The sequence below is a fragment of the Flavobacterium sp. LC2016-01 genome (assembly GCF_009711135.1).
Taxonomy (GTDB): Bacteria; Bacteroidota; Bacteroidia; order Flavobacteriales; family Flavobacteriaceae; genus Flavobacterium.
In genome coordinates this window covers 335201-358982 of sequence record NZ_WMIC01000002.1, presented here as the reverse complement: position 1 = coordinate 358982, position 23782 = coordinate 335201, and the positions used below count along the sequence as shown (strand labels likewise).

Sequence of the window (23782 nt, the reverse complement as noted above, 5' to 3'; positions counted from 1 at the left end):
TCTAATTCAAAAAACAGGTTTAAAATTCATAAAATTTCATAAAAATACACTTCTTGGATGTCGTAGTATTTCGATGATTTATTGAATCTAAATAACGTCTTAAAAACTCTTTTAAAAGCCTTCAAAAACCAACAAAGCATTCTTTTTGCTTGGAATTCAAAACTGGTAATTATTACTATTTTTATTCAATTTGTTACATTTTTTCCATTAAACAGCTATATTTTATAGCTATTTTGAGATAAATTTGCAAACTATCAAAACAAAAACCAATCAAATAAAACAAAAACCGAAAAAGAAAAACAAAATCGTTTTTAAAATCATTTTTCTTCCAAATTTTAGCTTACAAAAGGCAATTCGCAATTTGTATTTTACTTTGGGTATCGTATATAATGAAATATTGAAATTGACGCTTTTGTATCTTTTTTTACTTTTGTTTGGCTAATATAAATGAGCAGGAAATTGCTTTGGTTACAGAATTACAATTAAAAAAAAATAAAATGAGTAAGACATTATTTGACAAAGTATGGGATTCACATGTAGTGCGTAAAATTGAAGATGGACCAGATGTGTTTTTTATTGACCGCCATTTCATTCATGAAGTTACGAGTCCTGTTGCTTTTTTAGGATTAAAAGCCAGAGACGTTAAGGTTCTATACCCAGAACGTACTTTTGCAACTGCAGATCACAATACACCAACTATAAACCAACATTTACCAGTTCAGGATCCTTTGTCAGCAAATCAGCTGCAAGCTCTTGAAGACAATGCCAACGAATACGGAATTTCGCACTGGGGATTAGGTCACATTAAAAACGGAATTGTACACGTGGTAGGTCCTGAAAACGGAATTACTTTGCCAGGTGCTACTATTGTTTGTGGTGACTCACATACATCTACTCACGGTGCTTTTGGCGCAATTGCTTTTGGTATTGGAACTTCTGAGGTGGAGATGGTGCTTTCTACGCAATGTATTATGCAGCCTAAACCAAAGAAAATGCGTATCAACGTAAACGGTCAACTAAGCAAAGGTGTTGGACCAAAAGACGTTGCACTTTATATTATTGCGCAATTGACTACTTCTGGAGGAACAGGTTATTTTGTTGAATATGCTGGTGATGTTTTTGAAAACATGACTATGGAAGGCCGTATGACAGTTTGTAATTTAAGTATCGAAATGGGTGCCCGAGGCGGAATGATCGCTCCTGACCAAACTACTTTCGATTTCCTTGAAGGAAGACTTTACGCTCCAAAAGGTGAAGCATGGACTAAAGCTGTTGAATACTGGAAAACTTTAAAAACGGATGCTGATGCTGTTTTTGATGCTGAATTAAACATCAACGCTGCAGACATTGAACCAATGATTACTTACGGTACTAACCCTGGAATGGGAATTGGTATCTCAAAACATATTCCGAATGCCAACCAAGTGGAAGGCGGTGAGGAAACTTATAAAAAATCTCTTGCTTATATGGGATTCCATGAAGATGATGTAATGATTGGAAAACCAATTGATTATGTTTTCTTAGGAAGCTGTACAAACGGACGTATTGAAGATTTTAGGGCTTTCGCCGAAATTGTAAAAGGAAGAAAAAAAGCAGATAATGTTACCGCTTGGTTAGTTCCGGGTTCTCACGTTGTGGAAGCTCAGATTAAAGAAGAAGGTATTTTAGATATTTTGACTGAAGCTGGTTTCGTATTACGTCAGCCGGGCTGTTCTGCTTGTTTAGCGATGAACGATGATAAAGTTCCTGCTGGAAAATACGCAGTAAGTACTTCAAACCGAAACTTTGAAGGTCGCCAAGGTCCTGGATCGAGAACATTATTAGCAAGTCCAATAATGGCTGCCGCTGCTGCTGTTACCGGAAAACTAACAGATCCGAGAGAGCTTTTTTAAAGATTTATGAATGAAGATTAACGATTTTTGATTTCAGATTTCGGTAACCTTTATTAAAAAATCTTCTAAAATTTCAATTTACATTTTACAAAAAAATTTAACGATTACAATTTTACATTCTAACAATAAATCTAAAATCAGAAATCGTTAATCAAAAATCAAAAATCAAAATGGCATACGATAAATTTAATATACTTACCAGCAGTGCAGTGCCGCTGCCAATTGAAAACGTAGATACAGATCAAATTATCCCGGCTCGTTTCTTAAAAGCTACAAAACGTGAAGGTTTTGGAGACAATCTTTTTAGAGACTGGAGATATAATGGCGACGATACTCCAAAAGCTGATTTCGTTTTAAACGATGCAACTTATTCTGGAAAAATTCTTGTGGGAGGAAAAAATTTCGGTTCTGGATCTTCAAGAGAGCACGCTGCGTGGGCAGTTTACGATTATGGTTTTAGAGCTGTAGTTTCTAGTTTCTTTGCTGATATCTTCAAAGGAAACTGTCTGAACATTGGTGTTTTGCCAGTTCAAATCAGCCCTGAATTTGCTGAAACTATTTTCAAAGCAATTGAAGCTGATCCTAAAACAGAATTAGAAATCAACTTGCCAAACCAAACGATTACTTTGTTGGCAACTGGTCAGCAAGAATCTTTTGCGATTAACGGATATAAAAAGAACAATATGATTAATGGCTTTGATGACATTGATTATTTGCAAAATATTAAAGAAGATATCGTGGCTTTCGCCGATAAACTTCCTTACTAAACACAACCAACTCAAACGCAGTTACGCAAGTTTCAACTTTAAAGTTGGACTTCGTAGCTGCTTTTAATTTAATTCTGATCACAAAAACATAAGACATTAAGATTACCCATGCTTATTATTAAAAGCAAACAATATAATAATGGAAAAAAGAAAAATTGAAATAATGGATACGACGCTTCGTGATGGTGAACAAACCTCAGGAGTATCTTTTTCTGCTGCAGAAAAACTGACCATTGCACAATTATTGTTGGAGGAATTAAATATTGATCGAATCGAAATTGCTTCGGCGCGCGTGAGCGAAGGAGAATTTCAAGCTGTAAAAGGCATTACCACTTGGGCTGAAGAACGCGGTTATATTGAAAGAATTGAAGTGCTTTCGTTTGTCGACGGCGGCGTTTCTATTGACTGGATGAAAAAAGCCGGAGCCAAAGTACAGAATTTGTTGACCAAAGGTTCCATGAATCACTTAACGCATCAATTAAAAAAAACGCCAGAACAACACTTTTCCGAAATTGCAAATATCATCGCTTTAGCGAAAGAAAATAATATTGAAACGAATGTTTATTTAGAAGACTGGAGCAACGGAATGCGAAATTCTCCAGAATATGTTTTTCAATTTCTTGATTTCTTGTCGACTCAGCCAATAAAAAGAATTTTACTTCCTGATACTTTAGGCGTTTTAATTCCGTCGCAGGCTTTTGAATTTATTTCAAAAATCAGAGCAAAATATCCTAATATTCATTTCGATTTTCACGCACATAACGATTACGACTTGAGCGTTGCTAACGTCATGGAAGCCGTAAAAGCAGGCATCAACGGACTTCATGTTACGGTAAACGGAATGGGAGAACGCGCAGGAAATGCACCGCTTGAAAGCACTGTTGCTGTTATAAATGATTATTTGCCAGAAGTTAGCATCAACATCAAAGAAACCTCTTTGTATACTGTAAGCAAACTGGTTGAAACTTTTACCGGATATAGAATTCCGGCCAACAAACCAATTGTTGGTGATAACGTTTTTACTCAAACAGCTGGAATCCATGCTGATGGTGACAATAAAAACAATTTATATTTTAATGATTTGCTTCCGGAACGTTTTGGAAGAAAAAGAAAATACGCTTTAGGGAAAACTTCAGGAAAAGCCAATATCGAAAAAAATCTTCAGGAATTAGGTTTAAAATTAAATCAGGAAGATTTGAAATTGGTTACCCAAAGAATCATCGAACTGGGCGACAAAAAAGAAACCGTTACCAAAGAAGATTTGCCATACATTATTTCTGATGTTTTGGACAGTCATACTTACGAAGAAAAAATAAAAATCGAGTCCTATATATTAGTACACTCAAAAGGAATGCGTCCGTCTACGACTTTGTGTTTAAAATTTGGTGAAGAAATCATCGAGGAAAATGCACAAGGAGATGGTCAGTTTGATGCTTTTATGAATGCTTTATCCAAGATTTACAAAAGCAAAAAATTAACGCTTCCAAAATTAATTGATTATGCAGTTAGAATCCCGCCCGGAAGTAGTTCTGATGCGTTGTGTGAAACCATTATCACATGGGTCAACAACGGAAAAGAATTCAAAACCCGCGGATTAGACTCAGATCAAACCGTTGCGGCGATAATTGCAACGCAAAAAATGTTGAATGTAATTGCCTAAGATGCTAAGTCGCTAAGATTCTAAGTTGCTAAGATTTTTTTCTTTGAACTTAGAAACTTAGAAGCTCAGAATCTTAAAAAAACTAAGCCAATAAGAAAAAACCTTAGAATCTTAGCAACTCAGAACCTTAGAATCTTAAATAACACATAGAATGAAATTAAACATAGCCCTTTTAGCCGGAGACGGAATCGGACCAGAAGTAATAAATGAAGCTGTAAAAGTATCTGATGCTATTGCAAAAAAATTCAATCACGAAATAACTTGGACTCCTGCTTTGACTGGAGCTTGCGCAATCGACGCAGTTGGAGTTCCTTATCCTGATGAAACTCATGAAATCTGTATGAAAGCCGATGCCGTTTTATTTGGAGCAATTGGTCACCCAAAATACGATAACGATCCAAGCGCACCAGTTCGTCCAGAACAAGGTTTGTTATTGATGCGTAAAAAATTAGGGTTATTTGCTAACGTTCGTCCTACTTTTACATTTCCTTCTTTAATTGATAATTCTCCTTTAAAAAGAGAAAGAATCGAAGGGACAGATTTGGTTTTCTTAAGAGAATTAACAGGCGGAATTTACTTTGGAGAAAAAGGAAGAAAAGATGGCGGAGAAACTGCTTTTGACAATTGTGTTTACACTCGTGCAGAAGTACAGCGTTTAGCTAAAAAAGGTTTCGAATTAGCAATGACGCGTTCTAAAAAATTATGCTGCGTTGATAAAGCCAATGTTTTAGAAACTTCACGTTTGTGGAGAGAAACCGTTCAAGCAATGGAAAAAGATTATCCAGAAGTAACAGTTTCTTACGAATTTGTTGATGCTGTTGCAATGCGTTTAGTTCAATGGCCAAACTCTTATGATGTATTAATCACTGAGAATTTATTCGGAGATATTTTAACAGATGAAGCTTCTGTAATTTCTGGTTCAATGGGATTAATGCCTTCAGCTTCTGTTGGAGAACATACTTCATTGTACGAACCAATCCACGGATCTTATCCGCAGGCAACTGGATTAAATATTGCAAATCCATTAGCAACTATTTTATCTGCAGCCATGATGTTCGAAGATGCATTCGGATTAAAAGATGAAGCTGAAGCTATTCGTGCTGTTGTAAACAAATCTTTAGAACAAGGCGTTGTTACAGAAGATTTAGCTCCAAAAGGAACTAAATCACACAAAACTAGTGAAGTTGGTGACTGGTTAGTTGCTAATTTGTAATAAAAAGAAATCGTAGAGACGCACAGCAGTGCGTCTTCTCGGTATGTTAGACGCACTGCTGTGCACCTCTACAGAAAAATTACCATAAAAAAAAGGGATCAACGAAAGTTGATCCCTTTTATATTTTAGAAAAAAAATATTAATATCCTCCTCTGTTACCACCACGGTCATTTCCACCACGGTTTCCTCCACCATAACCTCCGCGTGAATCTCCACCACGGCTGTTATTGTTAAAGCTTCTTCTTTCACCTTCAGGTTTTGGTTCAGATTTATTTACAACAATTGAACGACCTTGAACAGTAGCTCCGTTCAATTCATCAATTGCTTTTTGAGCTTCCGCATCGTTTGGCATCTCAACGAAACCAAAACCTTTGCTTCTTCCAGTAAATTTATCAGTGATGATTTTAACTGAATCTACTGCTCCATAAGCCTCGAAAGACTCTCTTAAATCTGCTTCCTCAATACTGAATGGAAGGCTTCCAACAAAAATGTTCATATGTACTTATTTATAATATGTAGCAAATGTACTCTTATTTTTCTGTAATCTACTATATATTAGTTTATTTATGTTTTTATTTAGATTTTAAAAACGAATATGAATAAAACTAACCCAGCAATTGAAAAAGTTTAATATTCAAGTCTTGGCGTAATAGGAACTTTATAGAAAACACCTTCTGTAAAAGTAACTTTCGGATTGTCTACATCTGCAGTATTGCTATTTACAGCGCTAAATTTGAACGTACCGGAAATTGTGTTGTTTACACTGTCATAATCCGTAATTACAATTTGACCGCTGCCCTTTTTTGTACCTGTAGAAAATTCGGTTTCTTTCCCAGGAAAAGTATTGGCATAAGATGCTTTTACAACATCATTAACACCTAAAATATAGGTTTTCTTAGCCGTATTATCCACTTGAAGCATCACTTTTTCATAACCTAAAGAGCCTTCGATCACAAAATTACTGTTGATGGAAACGGCCGCTTTATAGCCAACAGCTCTCCAAAACACATTGTCTTTCAAGCCTTGAAATGCGGGATTATTAAATTTTACATCTTCTGTGCATGAAGTAGCAGCAATAAGAAGTAATAAAAAATAAAAGTATTTTTTCATGTTTTCGTGGATTTGATGCAAAAGTATTGCATTTGAAATAAATATCTAAAATTTCGAGTCAAAAACAATAAAAAAACAACCAAAATATGTCTCGACAATATTTAATAGTATTTGGAACGCATATTTCACAAAAAAATTATATCTTTGCGCCCTTAATTAACAGAGGTCGAGTACCTCAAAATTTTAATCATAAGATTATGTCAGTAAAAATTAGATTACAAAGACACGGTAAAAAAGGAAAACCTTTTTACTGGGTTGTAGCTGCAGATGCACGCTCAAAAAGAGATGGTAAATACTTAGAGAAAATCGGTACTTACAATCCAAACACAAACCCAGCAACTGTTGAGTTAAATCTTGACAGCGCAGTAAAATGGTTGCACAATGGTGCTCAACCAACTGATACTGCTAGAGCAATCCTTTCTTACAAAGGTGCTTTATTGAAACACCACCTTGATGGAGGTATCCGTAAAGGAGCTTTAACTCAAGAGCAAGCAGACGCTAAATTAGCAGCTTGGTTAGATGCTAAAGCTGGAAAAGTTGATGCTAAAAAAGATGGTTTATCAAAAGCACAAGCTGATGTTAAAGCTAAAGCTTTAAAAGCTGAACAAGAAGTTAACGCTAAGCGTTTAGCTGCTGCAGCTCAGGCTGAAGCTGATGCTATTGCTGCTGCAACTGCTGCAGAGGCGACTGAAGAAGTTGCTGAAGTTGAAGCTGCTGAAGAAGCACCAGCTGCTGAAGAGAATAACGAAACAACTGAAGCATAATTTTACCTAGCGATAATGCGTAAAGAAGAATGTTTTTATTTAGGTAAAATCGCTAAAAAATTTAGTTTCAAAGGTGAAGTTCTGATCTATTTAGACACAGACGAACCTGAGTTATACGAAAATTTGGAATCAGTGTTTGTTGAACATAACAAACACTTGGTTCCTTTTTTTATTGAAACAAGTTCTTTGCATAAAAACGACTTTCTGAGAGTTCGTTTTGAAGATGTAAATAACGAAGAAGAAGCAGATGCCTTAGTTGGAAATGCTGTTTATCTTCCTTTAACCATGTTGCCTAAACTTTCTGGCAATAAATTCTATTTCCACGAAGTTATTGGTTTTGAAATCGAAGACCAGCGTTTAGGTGTTTTCGGAAAAATAACTTCAATTAATGATTCTTCTGCACAGCCTCTTTTTGAAGTTTTGAATGGTGAGGTAGAAATATTAATTCCAATGATCGACCATTTCTTGGTAAAAATTGACCGAGAAAACAAAAAAGTCATCATGAACCTTCCTGAGGGATTGGTGGAAATGTATCTTTAATTTAGAAATTCCAATTTTTTAAATTCCAAATTCCAACCTTGAAAAGGTTAGATTCCAAGTTTTAAATTTCAAACCCAAAATGGGAGGAAAATTTTAAATCTTATAAAAAAACATATTTCGTTTTGCTTAAAATTAATTTGAAGGAAAAAACTTATATTTCGATACTGTTTACTTTACCTTTAAACTTTCATTAATTGGAATTTACTTTATGAATAAACCATACGATTTAGAAGAACGAACATTTATGTTTGCAAAAGAATGTAGACAATACATTAGAAGTTTATCAAAAACAACATCAAATATTGAAGATGGCAAACAACTAATAAGATCGTCTGGTTCAGTTGGAGCAAATTACATTGAAGCAAATGAAAAACTTAGCGATAAAGATTTAATATTTAGACTTAAAATATCTCGTAAAGAAGCTAAAGAGTCTAAATATTGGTTGAGATTACTACACGAATTAAATCCAGATCAAAGATCCAATTCTGATTCACTATTATTTGAAATAGAAGAATTAAGAAAAATTCTATTAGCTATAATCACTAAAACATCAAAATAATTAATTGAGATTTTAGTCTTACTTTTGCATCGTAAAATAAACTATCCACATTCAGCTTAAAATTGGAATTTGGAATTTAAAAATTGGAATTTTAATTTATGTTTTCATTCAAGCAATTTAGTGTCAAACAAGACAAAACCGCTATGAAAGTTGGTACTGATGGTGTTTTGTTGGGTTCTTGGGCTCCGATAAATCACAATCCATTTAGTGTTTTAGATATTGGTGCAGGAACTGGAATTATTGCTTTAATGCTTGCACAGCGAACTCATGCGGAACAAATTGATGCGCTTGAAATTGATGAAGATGCTTACGAACAAGCGGTAGAAAATTTTGAAAATTCACTTTGGGGCGATCGCTTATTTTGTTTTCACGCGGGTTTAGATGAATTTATTGAAGAGCCGGAAGACGAATATGATTTGATAGTTTCAAATCCGCCTTTTTATGCTGAAGATTATAAAACCGAAAACGAACAACGAGATTTAGCACGATTTCAAGATGCAATGCCTTTTGAAGAAATCGTCGAAGCTGCCGATTTACTTTTATCTGAAAATGGAATATTAGCCATAATCATTCCTTTTAAAGAAGAAGAAAAATTCATTGCTTTAGCAAAAGAAGCCGAATTGTTTCCAATCAAAATTACTCGAGTAAAAGGAACTCCAAAATCAGAAATTAAAAGAAGTTTACTGGCTTTTAGCCGAAATGAAGTTTCTGACATTGAAACGGATGAATTAATAATCGAAATAGATCGTCACATTTATACTCCCGAATATATTGAATTGACCAAGGATTTTTATCTGAAGATGTAAATCGAATACTATGATTTACGCAAAGGGCGCAAAGTTTTTTAAAGCTTTGCGCCCTTTGCGTTTTTTAGTTTTGCGTGCTTTATGGTTAAAAAGAAAGAAAGTTCTTGCTTTTTGAATTTGTTGCCGTCCCGAGGCGTCCCGATAAAATATTGGATTTTAACCAATTAAAAATTTCTCAATTTTTATTCGCAAAAACCCTTGCAGAATCCAACTTCTGTTGTATTTTTGCACTCACAATAACGCAGTTGGTTTGGTAGTTCAGTTGGTTAGAATACATGCCTGTCACGCATGGGGTCGCGGGTTCGAGTCCCGTCCAGACCGCAATATTGGAAGAAGCCTTTCTTAACGGAAAGGCTTTTTTGATTTTAGAAATTCTTCTAAAATAAATCCCAAATAAAAAATTCCAAATTCCAAACTCCCAATGTACTAATTGGAATTTGGAATTTTAAAATATTGGAATTTTAATTTCTTATATTTATATATCGCAAGAAATTATTTCAATGGAACAATCAACTTTTAAAGTAGACCAATATTATATCACAAAAGTAGATGCTGATAAAAAAAGCATTTACTGTCATCATGATATAATGGGAGAATTGTTTGTTCCAAGACATAAACACGAAAAAGCGCAAATGTTATATGCGGAAGGCGATGTCGTTTTTGTGACCACCGAAACGAAATCTTACTTTTTGCCCGCAAGACATTTTATCTGGATTCCGGCAGGTTTAGAGCACAGTATCGAACCAAAGTCGGAACACGTGATGATGCGAAATCTCTATTTTCCGGTTGAAAAAGAGGAAGAGGAGTTTTATAAAGTCGAAGGAATTTATCCCGTCAATAATTTACTGCTGCAAATGATGCTTTTTACCAATCGATGGAATGGTGATCTTAAACAAGGAACTTCAAATTTTACCATTGCGAAAGCGATAAAAGCGATTCTTCCTCAAATTTGCACCAATAATTTGCCTTTAGAATTGCCACAGCCAAAAGACAAACGACTTGGGAAAATTCTGCGTTATATCGAAAACAATCTCGGAGAAACGATTTTATTTGCTGAGGTTGCTCATGAATTTGGTTACAGCGAACGCTCCTTGTATCGCCTGTTTCAAAAAGATCTCAAAATGTCTTTCATTCAATATTACACCATTCGCCGAATCTTAAAAGCGATCGAACTTTTATTAGAGAGAAAACTTTCGGTAAAAGAGGTAGCCCAGGAAGTTGGTTATAATAGTGTTCCGACTTTCAGTAACACATTCTTCAAGATTTTAGGCCAAAGACCTTCTGATTACTTAAATGGTGAGGAGATTTTGGAACGAAAATGATTTATTTTTTCTCCCGCAGATTTTGCAGATAATTAATTGTATTAAAATAAAATCTGAACAATCAGCCAAATCTGCGAGAGGTATAAAAAATAATACCAACTAAATCTATTTTGTAATAAATTGTTTTTCAGTATTTTAATATAACGTTTTCGAAAAATGCGATTTTAACATTTGTCCGAAATGAATACGTTATTGACTTTTTAGAATTATCAGTCAACAGAAAAATGTAGGAACTTTGCACCATAAATTATTTATGTACTCATGTTTCTTAAAACAACAAATTCTACAGACGATTGTTTTCTCAAAATCCTGTTATTATTTCTAATAGTATTTAATACTACGCAAGCTCAGGAAATCCATACGGTTTCATTAAACGAAGCGGTAAAACTGGCCAAAGAAAACAATAAAAAAATTCTTAGATCTCAATTGGAGATCACGCTCTCGGAGCAAAACATCAAGGAAAGAAAAGACCTCCGTTTGCCGGATATCGAATTAAACGGTGAATATTCCAGAATTACCAATATTACGGAATTTAAAGGAAGCGGTTTCTTAAATGGTAAAGAAGTAACCAAAGCAATTCCTGAAATTTATCAGGTGAATTCGACTTTTAAAATGCCAATTTATGCTGGAAATAAAATCAATAATGCCATCAAAATTGCCAATCAGGAAAGCGAAATTGCCAAAATAAAAACGGAAAAAACCGAAAATGATATCGAGCTTGAAGTAGTAGCAAATTATCTGTCGATTTATAAAATGATGGAACTTCAGAAGATTTTTGAAGAAAACATCAAAGAAGAAAAAAGCCGATTGAAAGAAGTACAGTCGCTTCAAAAACACGGAACGATTACCAAAAACGAAGTCATTAGAGCCGAATTACAGCTTTCGGATCGTGAATTGAACGCGCTTACCAATTCCAAAAACATAAAAATTGCGCTTCACGATCTGAAAACTTTAATTCAGATTCCGGAAAACGAGGAAATCGCGATTGATACAACTTCTAATCTGGATGAAATGAACAGTTTGGATCAATATGATTTTTATTTGGAAAAAGCTTTCGCTAATGAAGAAATGCGAATCGCAAGTCAGGAATTAAATATCAAAAAAACAGAACTGAAACTGGTTAAAGGAAATTATCTTCCAACGGTAAACTTCTTCGGGAATTATGGTTTTTATTACCCGAATTACAAATTTTTTCCGCCAAATCCATATTTGTACACTTTAGGACAAATTGGTGTTGAAGCGAGTTTTGACATTTCTTCTTTATATAAAAACAAAACGAAAGTCGCACAAGCCAATACAAAAATCGAATGGCAAAAAATGCAGTCGGAAATTGTAAAAGAGGAGATTCAGGATCAGCTTTTTAAAGAACATACCCAATATCAGGAAATCCTTGAAAAGTTTGTAGTGGTGGATAAAGCTTTGGCTTTAGCCGATGAAAATTACCGAATCGTAAAACTGAAATATTTAAATCAATTGGTTTTAATTACCGAAATGGTCGATGCTGATAATGCTTTGCTTCAGGCGAAATACAACAAAATTTCTACACGATTGGATGCCGTTTTAAAACATTATGAGTTGCTTCATACGGCTGGGATTATGCCAAACGAGATTTAGTTTAGAGCATAGAAAATAGAATATAGAGAATAGACTAGAAAAGAAAAATAGACAGAAATATAGAGTTTATGGTTAAGATAAAAAATGAAACTAGAAGAAACAGAACGTTTCATATATTAATAACAATAATTGCTTGTGCTTTGGTTGCGAGCGGAATTATTTTGGGAATTTGGTTTTATGTATTCAACAGGAATCATGAAGAAACCAATGATGCACAAGTAGAACAATATGTAACGCCAATTATGTCGCGTATTACGGGTTATGTGCAGGAAGTTCGTTTTTACGAAAACCAATTTGTGCATAAAGGCGATACTTTGGTGGTGATTGACAATCGCGAATATAAATCGAAATTGAATGTGGCTCTTGCCGATGTTCAAAATGCGAAACAAAATAGCGTTGTAGCCGAAAAAAATGTGGCAACAACAGCAAGTGCAACGGCCATTAACGAATCGCAGTTGGATGGCGCGAAATCGACGCTTTGGAAAACAAAACTGGAATACGAAAGGTATAAAGCTTTGGTGAAAGAAGAAGCGGCAACCTCTCAGCAATTAGAAAAAGTAAAGGCTGATTACGAATCGGCGCAGGCGCATTTTGACGAAATGAAAAACAGAATTCATTCGGCTACTTTAAGTACTTCTGTTGCCGAAGCGAATGTTCCGACAACGCAAACGAATATTGCATCAAAACAAGCTCTGGCCGATAATGCTGCATTGTTTCTTTCGTACACGATCATTACCGCACCTTATGACGGCTGGGTTGGAAAACGAACTTTACAGCCTGGACAATTGGTAAAAGAAGGACAATCTTTACTTTCAATTGTAAGCAAAGAAAAATGGATTACAGCCAATTTTAAAGAAACGCAATTGCAATATTTAACCATAGGTCAGGATGTTGAAATTAAAGCCGATGCTTTGAGCGACAAAACTTTCGTGGGTACAATTGCGTCTTTATCGCCTGCGAGCGGAGCAAGATTTTCATTGCTTCCTCCGGATAATGCAACGGGAAACTTCGTGAAAATTGAACAAAGAATTCCGGTTCGAATTCAGTTAAAAGACAACGGCAAACAAACTGATTTTTTAAGAGCGGGAATGAATATCACTGTGATCGCAGCACACTAAAATGGAAGATAAAAGTATTTTTAAATCCTGGGTTCCAAAATGGGCAATCATTATTATTTTGTTTGTCTGTTTGCTGCATTCCATGATTTTATTGGGAGTTTATACTTCAAATGTAACTTACGCAGCAAGTTTTCTGGACATTGAGCCCGAAGATTTGCAGTTTGCGATGTGTGTTACATACGGAACTTTGCTGGCAACGATTTTGATCGAAAGTCGATTTTCGAGTTTTTTTCCTGCCAAAAATTACTTGATGGCGGTTTATTCCGTAATCGGAATTACGATTGTTTCATCGGCTTATATTACTAATTTTTATCTTTTTTTAGTACTGAGAGTTGTTGAGGGAATCTTAATGGCGCTTCCGGTAATTACGATCAGACAATTATTGATCGAACAGTTTAATTCGAAAAATGCCATTATCATTGGTTTCTCCTTTTATTACGGTTCGCTGTTATTGTCGACGCCATTTATTATGAATATTGCGGTTTGGTTTCTGGATCATTACGATTGGAAATACATGTTGTATGTTTCGGGCGGATTGCAGGTTTTGAATGTCTTTTTAATCTTAGTTACTTTTCGTGGGCACCGAATCACAAAGAAAATTCCGTTGTATCAAATCGACTGGATGAGTTATTTTTTGGTTTTAACTGCCATTCTTTGCGGTGCCTACTTTTTTGTTTATGCGGAGAAAAAATATTGGTTTGAGTCTTCTCAAATGGTTTTAATACTGATGATTGCCTTGATTACAGGCGGTTTATTCATCTTTAAAGAACGTTTGGTAAAAAGACCGACTTTTGATTTTGAAGTTTTTAAATACGCCAATCTGCGAATCGGATTTTTATTGTTTTTCCTTTTTTACATCAGCAGAGCAACACTGAGTCTTTGTCATTCGGCGATGTTTTCGATTTGGAACTGGGATCCGTCGCGCGTTGCAGGTGTGCAATACATTAACGGCTTAGGAAATGTAATCGGTTTAATTTTAGCCGCCTATTTCCTGATGAAATCCGTTTCGACGAAAATCATTTTTATAATTGGTTTTTCGCTGATTGCGTTGTTTCATTTTTGGTTTACGTTTCTTTTTGTTCCCGATGTGGCTTTATCGGATATTATTATTCCCTATGTTTTACAAGGGATTGGAGTTGGATTTTTATTTGTTCCGTTAATTTTGTTTACCACATCTTCGGTTCCGGCAAAAATGGCGGTTTCTTCTGGAATTGTCGGCGTTTCCGGTCGTTTTTGGGGAAGCACAATTGGTTTTTGTGTGATGCAAAATGCGGTAGTATTTTTAAACAAAAAACACTTTTTAAAACTAAGTCAGTTTGTAACGGGCGAAAATCCCGAAGCACAACAAACTATTGCTTCAACAGCACAAAGTTTTATAGCAAAAGGATATTCGGCAGATAATGCGAATACTTTGGCCTTGAAAAAAGTATTCGGAACAGTTGCCAAACAAGCCACTTTATTGGCCGATATGGAGATTTATACTACTGTAGGTTATGGTTTATTGGTTTTGATTATTCTGATTGCGTGTAATCAGCATTTGAGACAAACAATGACTTTGGTTAAAAGCAAAATTTGGATCGGCTAAAATGCAAATTCCAATTTTTTAAAATTCCAAATTCCAAAAGGTCCAAAGATTTATTTTAAAGCAATAGATTAATAAGGTTAAAAGGATTTTTCTCTCGCAGATTTGGCAGATTGAGCAGATTAAATTTTAAATAAAAATAAATAATCCGTGTAATCTGCCAAATCTGCGAGAGAAAAAAATAATTGCGTCTCTGCGACTTTGCAAGATTCAAAAAAACTCTTAACGAATCTCCGCGAAAAAACTCTGCGAATCTCTGCGAAAAACCTCTGTGCAACTCTGCGGAAAAACTTATCTTGCAGCCGTTAAAAACAAAAACATAAAATGAAACAGCAATGTGTAATTTTTGATATGGATGGCGTGATTTCGCACACGAATCCGCATCATGCAAAGGCTTTTGGGGCGTTTTTCGATAAATATGGAATTCCGCATTCCGAGCAGGAATTTGAAGAGCATATGTACGGAAAACATAATAGTTATATCATGACGCATTTTTTCAAACGTCCAATTGCAGGAGAAGAACTTCTAAAACTCGAAGATGAAAAAGAAGAAATGTTTCGTGAAATTTATAAAGACAAAGTTGATACGATTCCGCATTATCTGGATTTTTTAAGCGAATTAAAATCGCGTGGATTTAAAACAGCAGTTGCCACATCAGCGCCGCGTGCGAATCTGGATTTGATTGCAAATGCTTTAAAAATATCAGACAAAATGGATTCGATGCTATCCAGCGAAGATGTTACGTTTCATAAACCAAATCCGGAAGTTTATCTAAAATCGGCAGAGTGTGTTGGTGTTTCTCCGTCTGATTGTGTGGTTTTCGAAGATTCTTTTTCTGGTGTTACAGCGGGACTAAATGCCGGAATGAAAGTGGTTGGCGTTTTGAGTACACATACAAAAGACCAGCTTCCTGTATGTGATTTTTATATCAATGATTATAGCGAAATTAATGTGGATAAGATAACGGAGTTATTAAATTCCAATTCTTAAATCTCAAATTCCAAACTATACCAGACCTTTCTCAAAGTTTTAAACTTTGAGAAAGGTTTTTTCATATTATAGCCGCAAAGTATTGTCATTTCGAGGAAGGAGAAATTACAAACTAAATGAATTGCCTCCAGTTTTGACTGGAGGTTTTTATTTTTTCTTAAGAAACAAGCCATTGTTTCCTATGGCAAATACAGCACCATCTTTAGCAATAATTTTCCAGATTAGGTCAGTAGTTTTATTATAAACTATTTTCCAATCTAAGCCAGCATTTTTAGTTTCTAAAATTTGTCCATCATAGGTTGAAATGTAACCAGTTTTTTCATTAATAAAACAAACAGATAATGGAGAACCTTGCAATTTTGATATTTTTGTCCAACTATTTGATCCGTTAATAGTTTTGTATAATTCCTGTTTAGAATTAATATAATAACCAATATTATCTGATATAAAGGAAATGGAAGAAATGTTTGAATCTGAATTTAATGTTTTAGTCCAAGATTGACCGCCATCAATTGTTTTAACAATTTCACCTACATCGGTATTGTCATAGGTAGCACCGCCGTAAGCATATGAAACTAAATCTGAAGTTATTTGTATATCTTTTAAAGAACCGAAACTATTGATGTTATACTTTTCTGTCCAAGTATTTCCAGAATCATTTGATTTTAAAATTGAACCGCCTCTTATTAGTAATCCCTTATCAGGGCTATAGAATTTAATGGCAAAAATACTTGAACTGCTTGAAAGGCTTTCAATTTTGTTAAACGTAGTACCGGAATTTGAAGTAGCAAACATGTCAAGTCTTGCGGTATAGAATTTTTGTTCATTTACCATAAAAGCACTCATAAATGATTGATTATCTCCTACATTTAATTTAGTCCATGTTTTTCCGCCATCGTTGGTTTTTGCTAAAAATCCTAAACTGCCGGAAATTATTCCTTGATTTTTATTGATAAAGGAAATGTCAGTTAAGCTTTGAGTGGTATTGGTATTCATTTTCTCAAATGAATTTGCAATCGTATCTTCATTAGAAGAGCAGCCTAGAATTCCCAAAGTTAGAATCAAAAAACAAATCAATTTTTTCATAAAAATATTTTTAGTTAGATGGTTGAATGTCAAAACAGTTGATTGAATTGTAAGGTTTTTTAAAGGTGAATTCTCAGTTTTTCTCCAAAAATATTTTCTAGTAATGTGTTGCTAAAAAAAAGTTGATATTCCCTTTACTGTCGGTTGATTTTCTGAGGTCAAGAATATACTTATTTTGAGGTTCAATATCGCTTACTGTGCCACACCAATTCAGGTATGTCTGTGCTAAAGGCAAATCACTTAATTTTTCGTTGTTTGAAATGCAGCTTATTTGTCCGAATAATTCATTGATATTTTTGAAATCAAGGTAAGCAGTCGATTTTTCGTTTTTTATTTGACCAATAAAAGTCTTGGCTATAACCAAGGAATCAATATCTGCACCGGTTTTGTTGTAAAATTTTACTTCAACACTACCGTCTGCAGCGGTGTTTTCTTCTGAAGAGCAAGCTGCAATTCCTAAAATCAGAATTAGGAAGCCTAATAGTTTTTTCATAACAATCTTTTTTAAGTAGATTGTTGAATACCAAAATGGTTGCGTAGAATTGGGAAGAATTTTTTTGTTTAAATATTATTTTGAAATTATTGTTTTCCAAAGTTGATTTTTTTCATCAAGAATATAAACCTCATTTGATTCTAAACGAATAAACTTTTGAAGTTTGATTTTTTCCGGAAAAACAATCTCACCAACGCGGCTCATTTTTCCGTTTTCCATTTTAAGGATTTGGATTTTTTTTCTTTGGTCGGTGGAAGGATTGTTATAAACGATAAAAAAGTTGGTGTTTTCTATTTTCAGAGGAAATCCATCTAAAGTTAAACTTTTGCAGTCTTTTTTGTTTAGCAGAATATAAAATTCTTCGTTATAAGTGAATTTATTTATTACGAAAATATCAGTATTCACGATATAACCTAATTCCTGAAATTCAGCATAATTTTCATCTGAATCATCGTTGCAGAATGAGGTTTTTAAATTAGGATTACATTGATAAATAAGGCATTTCGGTTTTTTCTTGGGTAGTTTGCTCTTTACAAGTTGAGTCACAATAAGTTTTTGAGCTTTTATTTTTTGCGATACTTTTGAAAATGTATTTTCAGAAGATTTCTGAGCATGTGCAAAAGCAGTAAAAATCAAAAGGCAAATCAAAATTGTGTTTTTTATCAAGTTTCTCATAGAGGCTTTTTCTTAGAAGATTTTTATTTGCCGTTTACTCTTTTGAAATATTTTTTATTTTGATGTTTTTAAAGTCAATCGGAGAACGCTCATAATTTAAAGAGATTTTGCCTTCAGTAGAAGAAGCTTCTGTGCCTTCGTTCACTAATTTTCCGTTTAAATATTGCGTGATTTTTCCGTTGAAAGATTTAATGACAACCAAATTCCATTCGCCATACGGATTTTCATTTTCTAAAAACTTCGGAGAAACCACGCTTGCACCAGCCTCAACTAATTTTCCATTTACTTTTGCCGTTACCTGATCCAAAAAGATAAAATCGCCGGTAGTTTTTTCTTTTATTTGAAACTGAATTCCTTTTGGCCAGATTTTATCAGAAGCGTCAAGCGGAATATTATACATTACACCGCTGTTTTTTGTACCTTTCATTTTGTATTTCTCGTCAAGATTCCATCTGTATTCCAGAGTAAGTTCAAAATTTTTATAGCTTTTTTTGGTCATCAAACAGCTTAGATCTTCGCCGTGCATGCGAATCATTCCATCTGCAAATTCATACACTTTTGATGGTTCCTGTTGTGCTGTATTTGTTTTGGTAAAAGCATACCAATCGTTTGTTTCTAAGCTTTTTTGCTGAACAGCACAGGAACTTAGAATAAAAAGAAGAAGAATAACGAAAGTTGATTTTTGGAACATAACTATTAGTTTAAAACAAAGCCGATTAATCTGCCTGAAGATTTATTAGAAAGTAAAAATAGCGATACCGGCTAATATAAAAAATAGATAGTTCTGGTTTTTTTGTTTTGAAAATTTATAAAGAGTTCCGACGGAACGGAACATATTGTAGGGATGGATTTTAATCCATCTTCGCAATCAGAATTGCTCAGTTTGCTATAGCAAGGAACGAGGTTACTTTGTGATTACTGTTAAAGATTGCAAAAAAAATCGAGTTTTGAAGGCGGTCTTTTATTAAAAGAGATTAATTGTCATTTTGTAATAAAATTTTAATGAAAAAACAACTTATAAATTTATGACATCCAGTATTCATATTTATATACAATTGTCCAAATTCCGACAATTTTTTTTAAAAAACAGCTGTGACCATAAGCGCTTCCTAAAGATCTTGAATAAATTATAGATACAATACAGTTTTCAAAGTTATTGTCAAAAATAGGTTTGCTAATGGCTACTACATTTTGCCCTTTATCCGAATTATTAAAGAGTACTTTTATTTCTTCCTTAGTCAGGCAGTTTTTGTTTTTATAATACTTGGAATTAATGCCTAATTGATTTATTAGTTCTGAATTCCAAACCTCATTAGTTTTGACATTATTCTTTTCAAATTCTTTTAATGTGACTTCGGATATTTCAAAACCTTTAGTTTCGTCTTTAAATTCTTTGATATTAAATGGAGTTTGAGATTTTTCGCATTCGATATAAAAGGTAGATTTGTTTTTTTCAATTTCGCTTTTGATTATTGTTTTAAATACTTCTTCCTCAGATTTATTTTGAGAATAACTTAAAGTTGAAACTACAAGCAATACTATTTTTAAAGCTATTTTCATAATATCGATTTCAGTTTTTTTTAAATGTTGAGAAGCTATTTAATTGATCAAATGTATGAAGAGTTTTGAAAATCAATATGATATCTTTATAATGAGATAAAAAGATTAAAATGAAAACTTAAAATGCAAAAAAAAAAGCTCCTGAATATCTTCAGAAGCTTTTTTAGTGCGGATAATAGGACTCGAACCTACACGCCTTGCGGCACCAGATCCTAAGTCTGGCATGTCTACCAATTTCACCATATCCGCGTAATTGTGGGTGCAAAGATAAGCATACTTTCGAATATTCAAAGAAAAATTTCAAAAAAATTATTAATTCTCTTTTTTGTACTTTTGGGTTTCTATAAAAATTATTTAAATGGAAAATATTAAGTCTTACGTTCAACAACATAAAGATCGGTTTATCAATGAATTGATCGAATTATTAAAGATTCCGTCGGTTAGTGCCGACACTGCATATTCACAAGATGTTATTGATACAGCAGAGGCTGTAAAAGAAAGTTTATCAAAAGCAGGCTGCGATTTTGTCGAAACTTGCGATACTCCGGGTTATCCAATTATTTATGGAGAGAAAATAATCGACCCAAATCTTCCAACGGTTTTAGTTTACGGACACTACGATGTTCAACCGCCAGATCCATTAGAATTATGGACTTCACCACCATTTGAACCGGTTATCAAAACTACAGATATTCACCCTGACGGTGCCATTTTTGCGCGTGGAGCATGTGACGACAAAGGTCAGATGTACATGCACGTAAAAGCGCTTGAATATATGGTACAAAGCAATACGTTGCCTTGTAACGTAAAATTTATGATCGAAGGTGAAGAAGAAGTAGGTTCAGCAAGTTTGGCTTGGTTCGTAGAACGCAATCAAGAAAAACTGAAAAACGACGTTATTTTGATTTCTGATACCGGAATGATTTCTAACCAACAGCCGTCAATCACGACAGGTTTAAGAGGTTTGAGTTATGTTGAGGTTGAAGTTACAGGTCCAAACCGCGATTTGCATTCAGGATTGTACGGTGGAGCAGTAGCAAACCCAATTAATATTTTGGCAAAAATGATCGCTTCTCTTCACGACGAAGACAATCATATCACGATTCCGGGATTCTATGATAAAGTTCAGGAATTATCTTCAGAAGAAAGAGCTGAAATGGCAAAAGCGCCTTTTAGTTTAGAAAAATATAAAAATGCTTTAAACTTAAATGATGTTTACGGCGAAAAAGGATATGTAACCAACGAGCGCAACTCAATCCGTCCTACTTTAGACGTAAACGGAATCTGGGGCGGTTATACTGGCGAAGGTGCTAAAACGGTTATTGCGAGCAAAGCTTTCGCTAAAATCTCGATGCGTTTGGTTCCAAATCAGGATTGGGTTGAGATTACAGAACTTTTCACAAAATATTTTACAAGTATTGCTCCGGCTGGAGTTACAGTAAAAGTAACGCCGCATCACGGTGGTCAAGGTTATGTAACGCCAATTGACAGCATCGGATATCAAGCGGCAAATAAAGCGTATACAGAAACGTTTGGAGTTCCTGCAATTCCGGTTCGTTCAGGCGGAAGTATTCCAATTGTGGCTTTATTTGAAAAAGAATTAAAAAGCAAAACGATTTTGATGGGATTTGGTTTGGATTCTGATGCAATTCACTCGCCAAACGAACATTTCGGAATCTTTAATTACTTGAAAGGAATTGAAACTATCCCGTTGTTTTACAAGTATTTTGTAGAGCTTTCTAAGTAGGTTTTTTAACCGCAAAGTACGCTAAGGTTTACGCAAAGTACGCTATGTTTTTTTGCTCGCAAAGACGCAAAGGCGCAAAGTTTTTTAAGGTTTAGATATTTTGTCAAAGTTGACTTTAATATAAATCCGTTCAGAAATGAGCGGATTTTTTGTTTTCAGTGTTTTGGAATTTGGAATTTTAATATTGTAATTTCAAAGAATTTAGTATTTTTATAAGAGAATAACTAAAAAAAATACCGCTATGTATCCAAAATTAAATTCGGTTTTCAAGATAAAAATAGTTTTGTGTTTTGCTTTTGTTTTGTTTTTCAATGTCAGAACCACTGCGCAGGAAGCAAAACCAAAAGTAGGTTATTATCAAACAGCAGATTTGACTGAAAAACCAACTTACCCAGGAGGTATGCCGGAGTTTTATAAATTTGCTGGCCATTTTTATAAAGTGCCCTCAACGCCAGAAGGAATTGTAATAAAAGGAACCATACGCGTTACTTTTATTGTGCAAAAAGACGGCTCACTAACCGATATGAAAGTTGTCAAAGATCTTGGCTACGGAACGGGCGAAGAGGCTTTGAGAGTACTGCGGTTGTCTCAAAAATGGATACCTGGCAAACTAAATGGCCAAGTGGTACCGGCTGAATTTCATCTTCCAATTTCTATTCAGGAACCTGATAAACAATAGTAAAATTTTAATTCAATAAAAATTTTACTATAAAAGTTGCACGTTTGATTTTTATTTCTACATTTGTAGAGCAGTATCTATAAATGTAGAAATAGTCATTTTATGAAAAGCCATTTTTTATTATTGTTATCCGGATTATTGCTTTTAAGCTGTAAAGGCGAATTGGTGAATCAGAAAATTGATCATAAGAAAGAAGGCGTTTGGATTGATAATTATGTACAAGACAGCACGACATATAAATCCTATGAATATTATAAACATGATATTCCGGTAAAAAAGTGGAAATCTTATATCAACGGAAAAATTTATAAGACTGAAAAATACAAAAACGGAATTTGTATCGTAAAAAGTTATTACGAAAACGGAAAATTAGAATCAAAAGGAAAAACAAAATTAGAATCGAATTCGATTGAAACGCATTGGTTTTATTTTGGAGAATGGAAATTTTATTCGGATAAAGGAAAATTGAAAAACATCAAAAATTACAATAAAGGCGAATTAATCTCAGAAGAAAATATCAAATAAACCACTTACATTAAGCCATGAAAAAAATAGTCGTTTTTAGTTTTATTGTCCTGATTTGTATTTCCGCGCAAGCGCAGACTTATAAAGAATGGGTTCGCAAAGCGGATTCTTGCTACGCGAAGGAAAACTATAAAATGTCTGTTGCTTATTATGAAAAAGCTTTTAAAATGGAACAAAAATCTGCGAAAAATTTTTACAATGCAGGCTGTTCTGCGTCTATGGCAAAAGAGAATAAAAAGGCATTTAATTGGTTGAATTTGGCCATTGATAATGGATATCAAAACATGGATGAGCTTCAAATTGAAAGGGATTTAATAGGGTTGCATTCAGAAAAAGAATGGAAAAAAACAATTGAGAAACTGCAAAAGAAACTCGAGATTATAGGAGTAAATTACGATAAGGCATTGGAAAAAGAGCTTTCGGAAATTTATACCGAAGATCAGGAAATTCGTGGAGAATTTATGAATGTGTATAAAGCGCCAAAACCTGATAAAAAGAAAATTGACAGTATTGGTAAAATCATGATAAAAAAGGATAGTATTAATCTTATTAAGGTTATGAACATACTGGACGAAAGAGGATGGTTAGGGAAAAATGTTGTAGGTGTTCAGGGAAATAAGACTTTGTTTTTGGTAATTCAGCATTCTCCTTTAAAATATCAGCAAAAGTATTTACCAATGTTGAGGGAAGCGGTTAAAAACGGTAATGCAAATCCAATAAATCTGGCGTATTTGGAAGATAGAGTAGCTTTAAGAGAAGGAAGGCATCAAATTTACGGAAGTCAAACAGCAAAGAATAGTATAACTAATAAATGGCATATATCACCTTTGATAGATCCAGATAATGTAGATAAGAGGCGCGCTGAGGTTGGACTTGGACCTATAGCAGATTATGCAGCAAAAATGAATATCGAATGGAATGTGGAGGCTTATAAAAAAGAATTGCCTGAATTAGAGAAACTTGAAAATATTAAAGAATAAAGAATAAAGAATAAAGAATAAAGAATAAAGAATAAAGAATAAAGAATAAAGAATAAAGAATAAAGAATAAAGAGTAGATTTTATTCTTCAGAAAAAAAAA

Annotated in this window: 24 protein-coding genes and 2 tRNA genes; 18 read left to right on the top strand and 8 right to left on the bottom strand. The window is 34.1% G+C overall.

Annotated features, from left to right (window positions below; translation table 11 throughout):
* Positions 1-497: 497 nt before the first annotated feature.
* From leuC to leuB, 4 genes are all read left to right on the top strand, one after another.
* On the top strand, positions 498-1892 hold the full coding sequence (leuC, locus tag GKZ88_RS05960; protein ID WP_155101469.1) for a 3-isopropylmalate dehydratase large subunit: 1395 nt from the start codon (positions 498-500) through the stop codon (positions 1890-1892).
* A gap of 170 nt (positions 1893-2062) precedes the next feature.
* Positions 2063-2659, top strand: coding sequence for a 3-isopropylmalate dehydratase small subunit (gene leuD / locus GKZ88_RS05955; protein WP_155101468.1), 597 nt, complete (start codon positions 2063-2065; stop codon positions 2657-2659).
* Positions 2660-2798: 139 nt separating this feature from the next.
* Positions 2799-4319 (top strand): alpha-isopropylmalate synthase regulatory domain-containing protein, encoded by a 1521-nt coding sequence (locus GKZ88_RS05950; RefSeq protein ID WP_155101467.1) that lies wholly within the window; start codon positions 2799-2801, stop codon positions 4317-4319.
* A gap of 151 nt (positions 4320-4470) precedes the next feature.
* The gene (gene leuB, locus GKZ88_RS05945) at positions 4471-5532 is read left to right on the top strand and encodes a 3-isopropylmalate dehydrogenase (RefSeq protein ID WP_155101466.1); all 1062 of its coding nucleotides are present in this window, start codon (positions 4471-4473) and stop codon (positions 5530-5532) included.
* 139 nt (positions 5533-5671) lie between these two features.
* On the opposite strand, the gene GKZ88_RS05940 is transcribed toward leuB, so the two are convergent.
* Positions 5672-6028 carry an RNA-binding protein gene (locus tag GKZ88_RS05940; RefSeq protein ID WP_073483663.1) on the bottom strand — a complete coding sequence of 119 codons (357 nt, stop codon included), beginning with the start codon at positions 6026-6028 and terminating at the stop codon, positions 5672-5674.
* Between the two features lie 131 nt (positions 6029-6159).
* Positions 6160-6642 carry a DUF6252 family protein gene (locus tag GKZ88_RS05935; RefSeq protein ID WP_155101465.1) on the bottom strand — a complete coding sequence of 161 codons (483 nt, stop codon included), beginning with the start codon at positions 6640-6642 and terminating at the stop codon, positions 6160-6162.
* A 197-nt stretch (positions 6643-6839) separates the two neighbouring features.
* Here GKZ88_RS05935 and GKZ88_RS05930 point away from each other — a divergent pair, with 197 nt between their 5' ends.
* The 10 genes from GKZ88_RS05930 to GKZ88_RS05885 all read left to right on the top strand — a co-directional run bounded on the left by GKZ88_RS05930 (position 6840) and on the right by GKZ88_RS05885 (position 15937).
* Positions 6840-7406 carry a 30S ribosomal protein S16 gene (locus GKZ88_RS05930; RefSeq protein ID WP_155101464.1) on the top strand — a complete coding sequence of 189 codons (567 nt, stop codon included), beginning with the start codon at positions 6840-6842 and terminating at the stop codon, positions 7404-7406.
* A 15-nt stretch (positions 7407-7421) separates the two neighbouring features.
* Positions 7422-7946, top strand: a complete 525-nt coding sequence (rimM, locus tag GKZ88_RS05925; protein ID WP_155101463.1) for a ribosome maturation factor RimM — start codon at positions 7422-7424, stop codon at positions 7944-7946.
* 208 nt (positions 7947-8154) lie between these two features.
* Complete coding sequence (locus GKZ88_RS05920) at positions 8155-8505, top strand: four helix bundle protein (protein ID WP_155101462.1); 351 nt, start codon at positions 8155-8157, stop codon at positions 8503-8505.
* A 98-nt stretch (positions 8506-8603) separates the two neighbouring features.
* The gene (locus GKZ88_RS05915) at positions 8604-9311 is read left to right on the top strand and encodes a methyltransferase (protein ID WP_155101461.1); all 708 of its coding nucleotides are present in this window, start codon (positions 8604-8606) and stop codon (positions 9309-9311) included.
* A 247-nt stretch (positions 9312-9558) separates the two neighbouring features.
* Positions 9559-9632, top strand: a tRNA-Asp gene (locus GKZ88_RS05910).
* A 179-nt stretch (positions 9633-9811) separates the two neighbouring features.
* Positions 9812-10633: an AraC family transcriptional regulator gene (locus GKZ88_RS05905; protein ID WP_155101460.1), complete on the top strand. Its 822-nt coding sequence runs from the start codon at positions 9812-9814 to the stop codon at positions 10631-10633.
* Positions 10634-10894: 261 nt separating this feature from the next.
* Complete coding sequence (locus tag GKZ88_RS05900; protein ID WP_155101459.1) at positions 10895-12247, top strand: TolC family protein; 1353 nt, start codon at positions 10895-10897, stop codon at positions 12245-12247.
* A 68-nt stretch (positions 12248-12315) separates the two neighbouring features.
* Entirely contained in the window at positions 12316-13365 is a 1050-nt protein-coding gene (locus GKZ88_RS05895; protein WP_155101458.1) for an HlyD family secretion protein, read from the top strand.
* Between the two features lies 1 nt (position 13366).
* Complete coding sequence (locus tag GKZ88_RS05890) at positions 13367-14950, top strand: MFS transporter (RefSeq protein ID WP_155101457.1); 1584 nt, start codon at positions 13367-13369, stop codon at positions 14948-14950.
* A gap of 321 nt (positions 14951-15271) precedes the next feature.
* Entirely contained in the window at positions 15272-15937 is a 666-nt protein-coding gene (locus tag GKZ88_RS05885; RefSeq protein ID WP_155101456.1) for an HAD family phosphatase, read from the top strand.
* Positions 15938-16084: 147 nt separating this feature from the next.
* Here GKZ88_RS05885 and GKZ88_RS05880 read toward each other — a convergent pair whose 3' ends face one another.
* The 6 genes from GKZ88_RS05880 to GKZ88_RS05855 all read right to left on the bottom strand — a co-directional run bounded on the left by GKZ88_RS05880 (position 16085) and on the right by GKZ88_RS05855 (position 20000).
* Positions 16085-17023, bottom strand: coding sequence for a YCF48-related protein (locus tag GKZ88_RS05880; RefSeq protein ID WP_155101455.1), 939 nt, complete (start codon positions 17021-17023; stop codon positions 16085-16087).
* A gap of 97 nt (positions 17024-17120) precedes the next feature.
* The gene (locus tag GKZ88_RS05875) at positions 17121-17516 is read right to left on the bottom strand and encodes a hypothetical protein (RefSeq protein WP_155101454.1); all 396 of its coding nucleotides are present in this window, start codon (positions 17514-17516) and stop codon (positions 17121-17123) included.
* 75 nt (positions 17517-17591) lie between these two features.
* A complete protein-coding gene (locus GKZ88_RS05870) occupies positions 17592-18191 on the bottom strand; it encodes a hypothetical protein (protein WP_155101453.1) in 600 nt (199 codons plus the stop codon).
* 34 nt (positions 18192-18225) lie between these two features.
* The gene (locus tag GKZ88_RS05865) at positions 18226-18882 is read right to left on the bottom strand and encodes a DUF1080 domain-containing protein (protein WP_155101452.1); all 657 of its coding nucleotides are present in this window, start codon (positions 18880-18882) and stop codon (positions 18226-18228) included.
* Positions 18883-19214: 332 nt separating this feature from the next.
* Complete coding sequence (locus GKZ88_RS05860; protein WP_155101451.1) at positions 19215-19751, bottom strand: hypothetical protein; 537 nt, start codon at positions 19749-19751, stop codon at positions 19215-19217.
* 167 nt (positions 19752-19918) lie between these two features.
* Positions 19919-20000 (bottom strand) — tRNA-Leu (locus tag GKZ88_RS05855).
* A 109-nt stretch (positions 20001-20109) separates the two neighbouring features.
* Between GKZ88_RS05855 and GKZ88_RS05850 the strand changes: the two genes are divergently transcribed.
* From GKZ88_RS05850 to GKZ88_RS05835, 4 genes are all read left to right on the top strand, one after another.
* Positions 20110-21498, top strand: coding sequence for a dipeptidase (locus GKZ88_RS05850; protein WP_155101450.1), 1389 nt, complete (start codon positions 20110-20112; stop codon positions 21496-21498).
* A 241-nt stretch (positions 21499-21739) separates the two neighbouring features.
* Positions 21740-22177: an energy transducer TonB gene (locus tag GKZ88_RS05845; protein ID WP_155101449.1), complete on the top strand. Its 438-nt coding sequence runs from the start codon at positions 21740-21742 to the stop codon at positions 22175-22177.
* Between the two features lie 102 nt (positions 22178-22279).
* Positions 22280-22702, top strand: coding sequence for a hypothetical protein (locus tag GKZ88_RS05840; RefSeq protein WP_155101448.1), 423 nt, complete (start codon positions 22280-22282; stop codon positions 22700-22702).
* Positions 22703-22719: 17 nt separating this feature from the next.
* A complete protein-coding gene (locus tag GKZ88_RS05835) occupies positions 22720-23682 on the top strand; it encodes a DUF6624 domain-containing protein (protein ID WP_155101447.1) in 963 nt (320 codons plus the stop codon).
* The last annotated feature ends 100 nt before the right edge of the window (positions 23683-23782 follow it).